This is a genomic window from Micromonospora sp. NPDC002411, assembly GCF_053592955.1.
In genome coordinates, this window is the sequence record NZ_JBSFBM010000336.1 from 1 (window position 1) to 7,307 (window position 7,307).

Genomic DNA, 7,307 nt, shown 5'->3' on the forward strand with positions numbered 1-7,307 from the left:
GGTTCGGCAACGCCACGGGGCTGCTGCGTCACTCTGTGTTGCTAAAAAGTGGTCAACTGTTTCTCCTCCGTAACTTTAGTCCGAACGGATGTGGCAGAGACGGCACCTTGTACGCAAGATGGTCACCGTGTCAGCAGGCCGCCATCGCATGCGTTCGAAACTCCACCTAGCAGCCGCCGCCGCGACGGCGGGTGTGCTCGTCGTAACGACGGGCGCGTGGTTCGGCTACCAGGAGTTGATCAAACCGAGCTGCTCGGGGGAGATTCGCCTTGCCGTGGCCGTCGCCTCCGAGCTCGCGCCAGCGGTGGACGCCGCCGCCTCCCAGTGGGTCAAGGACGGCGCGGCGGTGGGCCCGACCTGCATTCGGGTCGACGTCTCGGCGTCCGACCCCGTCGACGTGGCCGCCGTGGTGGCGGCGAAGCACGGAGCGGTCCTGGCTGGTGTGGGGCAGGCCAGCGGCACCGCCGTCAGCCCCGACGTGTGGGTCCCCGACTCCTCGACCTGGCTGCTCCGGTTGAAGAAGGACGCCACGGCGTTCGCCCCGACCAACGGCGCGTCCATCGCGCGCAGCCCCATCGTCGTCGCGATGCCCGAGCCGATCGCCATGCGACTGGGCTGGCCGGACAAGAAGTTCAACTGGACCGACCTGCTCAAGCAGGTCAACAACTCCAGCGCGCCCCTGCGGACCGGGATCGTCGAACCGACCCGCGACGCGGCGGGGCTGTCCGGTCTGCTCTCGCTGACCGCGGCGGCCAACGGCGCTGGCGGGGACGCCCAGCGCAACACCGTCGGCGCGCTTCGGGCGCTGGCCACCGGGCGCTCGTCGCTGCGTAACGACCTGCTGGCCCGTTTCCCGACCGCCAACGACGCGACGTCCATCGCCAGCGGTCTCGGCGCGGCGGCCCTGTCCGAAGAAGATGTGATCGCGTACAACAGCAAGAAGCCGCCGGTGCCGCTCGCCGCGCTCTACATGGAGCCGGCGCCGATGCCGCTGGACTACCCGTACGCGGTGCTGCCCGGCATCGAGCCGAGCAAGGCGTCGGCGGCCCGGGTGCTGTTCGAGCTGCTCACCAGCCCCTCGTTCCGCGACCGGCTCGCGGCGCAGTCGCTGCGCGGGCCGGACGGCAACTGGGGGGACGGCTTCAAGGCGCCGCAGGGTGCCCCGAGCCCGTCCGGCGGTGCGCCCACCGCACCGGCGAACGGCGGTAGCGCGGCGGGCGGCCTGGACCCGGCCGCTATCCAGCGGGTCGTGTCCAGCTGGTCGATCGCCACCCAGTCCGGTCGGATGCTGGCCGTCATCGACGTGTCCGGCTCGATGAAGGACCCGGTGCCCAGCGCCAACAACCGGAGCCGGGAGGAGGTCACCGTGGACGCGGCACGCCGTGGCCTCGGCCTCTTCGACGACTCGTGGTCGATCGGCCTGTGGACCTTCTCCACGAAGCTGGTCGGCAGCCGGGACTACCGGCAGCTGGTGCCCATCGGGCCGCTCTCCGCCCAGCGGGCCCAGTTGGAGGGCGCGCTCGCCACCGTCAAGCCGTCCAGTGGTGACACCGGCCTCTACGACACGATGCTCGCCGCGTACCAGGCCGTGCAGGAGGACTGGCAGCCCGGCCGGGTCAACTCGATCGTGCTGTTCACCGACGGCAAGAACGAGGACGACGAGGGCGTCAACCAGCAGCAGTTGCTCGCCAAGCTCAAGCAGCTCGCCGACCCGGAGCGGCCGGTCCAGGTCATCATGATCGGTATCGGCGAGGGCGTCAGCAAGGCCGAGCTGGAGTCGATCACGAAGGTGACCGGTGGCGACGTCTTCGTCACCAAGGACCCGAGCGAGATCGGCAGCATCTTCCTCAGCGCCATCGCACGGCGTCCACCGGCACCGCGCTGATCCGACGCTCAGACGCCAAAGGGCCTGCCACACCGGCAATCGGTGTGGCAGGCCCTTTTGGGTCGCCGGGTCGAAGAAAAGTGACGGCAATACGTCGGAAGCAATCGGCAGTCCTAGTTGTCAAGGCAGGATGTCGACTGTTCCGGCTTGGTCGGTCCGCCTCCGGTCCGACCTGTCAGCCGGGGCCATCCTGAACAGAGTGGGAGGGCCGGTGAGCGCGGCGACACTGTTGACCCCCGCCACGTCGGCGGAGTCGGACGGCCGTCCTGCCGGGCTGGTGGCCCGGGCCGACGAACGGTCCTACGTCCGGGTTCTGGTTGTCCTGGACACCACCATCATCATCATCGCGCTGCTCATCGGGTACGTCACCCGCTTCGGTGACGACGAGCCGACCGGCTCGGACGTCCCGTACGTGTTGGTCGCCCCCGGGTTGGTGCTGGCCTGGCTGATCTCGCTCAAGGCCCTTGGCTGCTACAACGACCGGGTGATCGGCTACGGGGCGGACGAGTACCGGCGGGTCAGCTCCGCCAGTCTGCGGCTGGCTGGCGCGATCGCCATCGTCGGCTACATCGCCGACGTCGGCGTCTCCCGGGGCTTCCTCGGCCTCACCTTCGCGGTGGGCATCGTCGGGTTGGAAATGGCGCGGTTCGCCGCCCGTAAGCGCCTGCACCGGGCCCGTTCGGTGGGCGCCGGCTGGTCGCGGAAGGTGCTGGTGGTCGGCGACACCGCGCACGTGCTGGAGTTGGTGCACACGCTGCGCCGCGAGCCGTACGCCGGATACCAGGTGGTGGGCGCGTGCATCCCGGACGCCCTGCTCGCGCCGGTGGCGCAGCGCCTGGGTGACGTGCCGGTGGTGGGGTCCTTCCGGGGCATTCCGGAGGCCGCCACCGCGATCGGCGCGGACACCGTCGCGGTGACCGCGTCCGGTGAGCTGACCGCGACCCGGCTGCGTCGCCTCGGCTGGCAGCTGGAGGGCACCGGTGTCGACCTGGTCGTGGCGCCCGCGCTGACCGACGTCGCCGGCCCGCGAATCCACACCCGCCCGGTTGCCGGGCTGCCGCTGATCCACGTCGAGGCCCCCGAGTTCCGCGGCTCGCGCAAGCTGGTGAAGGGCCTCGTCGACCGGTCCGCCTCGTCGTTGGCGCTGGCGCTGCTGCTGCCGCTGATCGCGTTCGTCGCCCTGGCCATCAAACTGGACAGTCGAGGTCCGGTGCTGTTCCGACAGGTCCGCGTCGGTCGGGGCGGGCAGGAGTTCGACGTGTTCAAGTTCCGCACCATGGTGGTGAACGCCGACGCGATGCTCGCCGAGTTGACCGCCCGCAACGAGACCGACGGACTCATGTTCAAGATGCGCCAGGACCCCCGGGTCACCCGCGTCGGTCGGTTGCTGCGCAAGTGGTCGCTGGACGAGCTGCCGCAACTGGTCAACGTCCTGTTGGGTCAGATGAGCCTGGTCGGGCCCCGCCCACCGCTGCCCTCGGAGGTGGCCCGCTACGACGGCGACGTGGCCCGGCGGCTGTTGGTCAAACCCGGCATGACCGGCCTCTGGCAGGTCAGTGGCCGTTCCGACCTGAGCTGGGAGGACGGCATCCGACTCGATCTCTACTACGTGGAGAACTGGTCGCTCGCCGCCGACCTCACCATCCTCTGGAAGACCTTCGGCGCGGTCCTGAACGGCCGCGGCGCGTACTGACCCCGCCGGTCACGGTTGCGGGCCGGTCCAGTCCAGGCAGACGACCACAGCGTCGTCGACCAGGTCACCGGCCACGAACGCGCGCAGGTCGCCGATCAGCGACCGGACGGCGTCCAGTGGCGCCATCGGCCCCGTCCGGCGCAGGAACCGGTCCAGTGCCGTCTCGCCGTAGCGCATGTGCTGCCCGGTGGCCTCCACCACCCCGTCGCTGACCACGAAGATCCGGTCGCCGCGCTCCAGCGGGAACTTCTGCTCGTGGTAGTCGGTCGCCTCGAACATGCCCAGCGGGAACTGCGCCTCCAGCGGCTGCTCGGTGACGTTCCCGTCGCGGAGCAGGACCAGTCGGGGCGACCCGGCGTCCACCACTGTCATCATCCCGGACCGCAGATCCAGCTCCATCAGCAACGCGGAGATGTGCTGCTCGCCCCGGTACAGGTCGTAGATGGCCTGGTCGGCGAGGGCGGCCTGGTCGGCCAGGCTCAGCCCGGCCCGACGCGCGTTGCGCAGCGCGTGGGTGGCCAGCGAGGTGAGCAGGGAGGCGGCCACGCCCTCACCGGTGCCGTTGATCGTCGACAACCAGAGCCGTTCCCCGTCGTCGGACCAGTCGAAGCTGTCGCCGCGCACCGCGTACGCCGGCTCCAACTGCCCGGCCAGGCTGAACGAGGGTCGGATCCGGCTGCGTCCGGGGAGCAGGTCCCACTGCATCTCGGCGGCCAGGGTGAGGCGCTGGCTGCGCCGGGCCGCCCGATAGACGTCGGTGCCGGCGGAGACCGCCGCCACCTCGTGGGCGAGCGCGGTGGCGATGACGGTCAGGTCGGCGAGGAACTCCGGGTCGTCCGGAACGGGCGACAGGCGCAGCACCCCTCGACGCTCGCCACGCATCGTGACCGGGAACCAGGCGGTGCCGTCGGTGACAATCGGCGACTGGTGGTCGAAGGCGCGCCAGGCCGGATGCCCGGGGCTCGTGATCGACTCACCCTCGGTTAGTGGCAGTAGCTCCGCGAGTCGGTAGTCGACCTGGTAGAGCTCGACGTCGGTGATCCCGTACGACTGGGCGAGCACGTCCCCGATTCCACCGACGAGCCCGTCAGCTGGTGTCTCGTTCAGGGCGCGTCGTGCCCGATCGACCGGTTCGCTCATGCTGGCTCCCTCGCTAAAGCTCGACCACCTGTGGGTTCGGAGTAGTCTCGGGCCACCATGGCCGAACTGAACGGTCCGACGGACCCCGAGACGAGTATGGCTGCCGCGCTGGACACGGCGGCCGCTTCCCTGCTGGGCATCTGGGAATCCGCCCGAGAGGGGACCGCCAACCGCGTCTCCGGTGCGCAGCTACGGGCGGTGATGGTGGTGGAGCAGGCCGACGGCATCAACCTGCGTCGGCTCGCCACCCAGCTCGACATGCTGCTCAGCTCCGCCAGCCGCCTCTGCGACCGGCTGGTCGCCGCCGGCATGCTGGAGCGTGAACCGGGCCGCTTCGACCGGCGGGAGATCTCGCTGCACCTCACCCCGGAGGCCCGCCGGCTCCTCGCCGAGCTGCGGGCCGACCGTCAGGCACAGCTCGCCGCCGTGCTGGCCGGGATGACCCCGGAGAGTCGCGACGCGCTGCTGCGCGGAATGCGGGACTTCGACGAGGTCGCTCGCCGGCAGCAGGCGGACACCACACTGGCGGGCGAGTCGGCGGAGCAGGAAGGGGACTGGCCGGGCGACCCGGACGGGCCGGGTGGGCCAGGCGGGCCGGCGGACCGGAGCGGCCAGACCCGCACGCGGTGGACTGATTCGTCGGGCGCCTCGGAGCGGTCGGTTGGCACCACCCGGGAGTGGCCGACCGGAGGGCCGGTGGCGCGGACCGCCTGATCGAGCGGCGCCGGCTCGTCGTCACTGTCTGCGGTGCCGCCGCTGCGCCGTGACCGCCGATCACGCCGGCACCGACGCGCGGATGGCCAGCATGGCGATGTCGTCGTGGGCCTGGCCGTCCAGCCACTCGTCGACCGCCCGGAGCACCCGGTCGATCAGCGCCGCGGGCGGCTGCCCGGCCGCCGACGCCAGCGCGGCGTGCAGTCGGGCCTCGCCGAACATCTCCGCGTCGCGCGGCCCGTGCGCCTCGGTGACCCCATCGGTGTACGCGAGCAGCACGTCGCCGGGGTCGAGGTGGACCCGGGTCTCGGCGAACCGTGCGGTGGTCAGCGCCCCGACCGCCGTGCCACCCACCGGAACGGGGGTGACCGAGCCGTCGGTGGTGACCAGCAGGGGCGACGGGTGACCTCCGCCGGCGATCCGGACGTCCACCCCGTCGGGGCCGCGGTCCAGGGAGCCGAGCAGCAGCGTGGTGAACTGGCTGCGCCGCGCCGCGTCCGGGGCATCGAACAACGCCCGGTTGAGCAGGCGGATCAGCTCCAGTGGGCGTTGCTCGACGAGCCGCAGCGTCTGCAGGCACTGGCGGACCCGGCCGGTCAGCACCGCCGCGCTCACGCCCCGGCCGCACACGTCACCGAGCGCGAACAGGGCCCCGCGCGAGTGCGGGAACACCTCGTAGAAGTCGCCACCGATGCGCAGGGTGTCCCCGGCGGCCCGGTAGCCGCCGGCCACTGTCACGCCGGGCACGGTGGGCAACTCGGGCGGGAGCAGGCTGGCCTGTAGCACCCGGGCCAGGTGGGCCTGCTCGTCGTGGAGATCCGCGGTCGCCAGGGCGGCGCCCGCCCGGGCGACGAACTCCCGGGCAAGCTCGATCTCGCGCCTCTCGAAGCCGGGCCGCCCGGTGCGCCGGATGAGCAGCAGGACACCGGCCGAGCCGTCGGCGCCGGGCATCGGGCAGACGAGCACGGTGCCCGGCGAGCCGAACCCGGGCGGCAGCATGGCGGCCAGGTCGGTGAGCTCGGTGGCCCGGCAGGGGATCGGGTCGGCGAGGTCGCCAGCCAGCGCCTCGGCCAGCACAGGCACGGTGCTGGTCAGCGTCAGCGGGGCCAGCCCGTCGGTCGGGGCGGGCTCGCCGTCGGCGTACCGGGTCCAACGGGCGTGCGGCTCGGCCGGCGCGACCGGTCGGGGCAGCACAACGGCGGCATCGGCCAGGTGCGGCACGGCCAGTGTGGTGGTGGACAGGAGGACCTGGTCCCGGTGCAGGGACATCCCGAGCTGGCTGCCCGCCTCGGCGAGGAACGCGGTGCGGGATCGTTCGGCACGTAGCGCGTCGGCGCGGTCGTGCTCCTCGGTGACGTCGCGGACGTACCACGCGAAACGGGGACCGGCGAGCTGCCGCCGGGCACCGCGCAGCCGTCGGCCGTGATGGTCGGCGTCGAAGCGGTCGGCGTCCGTGGTGACCGCGTGGGCCACTGCCGCCACCGGGCACCGGGACAGCTCGGTGCCGACGGTGATCTCCGGGAGCAGCTGCGCCGCCATGGCGTTGAGCAGGGTGACCCGGCCGGTCTCGTCGGTGGTCAGGACCGCTTCGGCGAGCCCGTCGAGCAGCTCGCGGGCCAACGGTGCGTCGGCGGGCAGCGGGTTGTCGCTGGGTTGCCGGGTCGTGGTCACCGCCGGACGCCGGCTCGCGACTGACGACTCCTGCGCATGCTGCTTCTCGACTCCTCACCCGGCATCGTTGCTGTGGGGCAAGGATAGCGATTGCCTCCGACAGACACCCACAGCGTGGCCACGGTCAGCCAAAGGGCCTGTGTCAAAGCCCCTGGCCGGCCTGCGGCGGGCCCGGACGACGACCGGCCGCGTTGGATGTTCGCC

5 protein-coding genes are annotated in these 7,307 nt (G+C 71.8%); 3 read left to right on the plus strand and 2 right to left on the minus strand.

Annotated elements, in window-relative coordinates; genetic code table 11:
* Positions 1–127: 127 nt before the first annotated feature.
* Together ACWCO3_RS28705 and ACWCO3_RS28710 are read left to right on the plus strand one after the other, a co-directional pair.
* Positions 128–1,885: a substrate-binding domain-containing protein gene (locus ACWCO3_RS28705; protein ID WP_145779255.1), complete on the plus strand. Its 1,758-nt coding sequence runs from the start codon at positions 128–130 to the stop codon at positions 1,883–1,885.
* Between the two features lie 211 nt (positions 1,886–2,096).
* On the plus strand, positions 2,097–3,578 hold the full coding sequence (locus tag ACWCO3_RS28710) for a sugar transferase (protein ID WP_357930194.1): 1,482 nt from the start codon (positions 2,097–2,099) through the stop codon (positions 3,576–3,578).
* Positions 3,579–3,587: 9 nt separating this feature from the next.
* Here ACWCO3_RS28710 and ACWCO3_RS28715 read toward each other — a convergent pair whose 3' ends face one another.
* Positions 3,588–4,718 (minus strand): PP2C family protein-serine/threonine phosphatase, encoded by a 1,131-nt coding sequence (locus ACWCO3_RS28715; protein WP_145779257.1) that lies wholly within the window; start codon positions 4,716–4,718, stop codon positions 3,588–3,590.
* 57 nt (positions 4,719–4,775) lie between these two features.
* On the opposite strand from ACWCO3_RS28715, the gene ACWCO3_RS28720 reads away from it, so the two are divergent.
* Complete coding sequence (locus tag ACWCO3_RS28720) at positions 4,776–5,432, plus strand: MarR family winged helix-turn-helix transcriptional regulator (protein WP_244311574.1); 657 nt, start codon at positions 4,776–4,778, stop codon at positions 5,430–5,432.
* Positions 5,433–5,492: 60 nt separating this feature from the next.
* Here the strand turns inward: ACWCO3_RS28720 and ACWCO3_RS28725 are convergent, their stop codons facing one another.
* Positions 5,493–7,103: a SpoIIE family protein phosphatase gene (locus ACWCO3_RS28725; protein WP_450013017.1), complete on the minus strand. Its 1,611-nt coding sequence runs from the start codon at positions 7,101–7,103 to the stop codon at positions 5,493–5,495.
* Positions 7,104–7,307 lie beyond the last annotated feature (204 nt).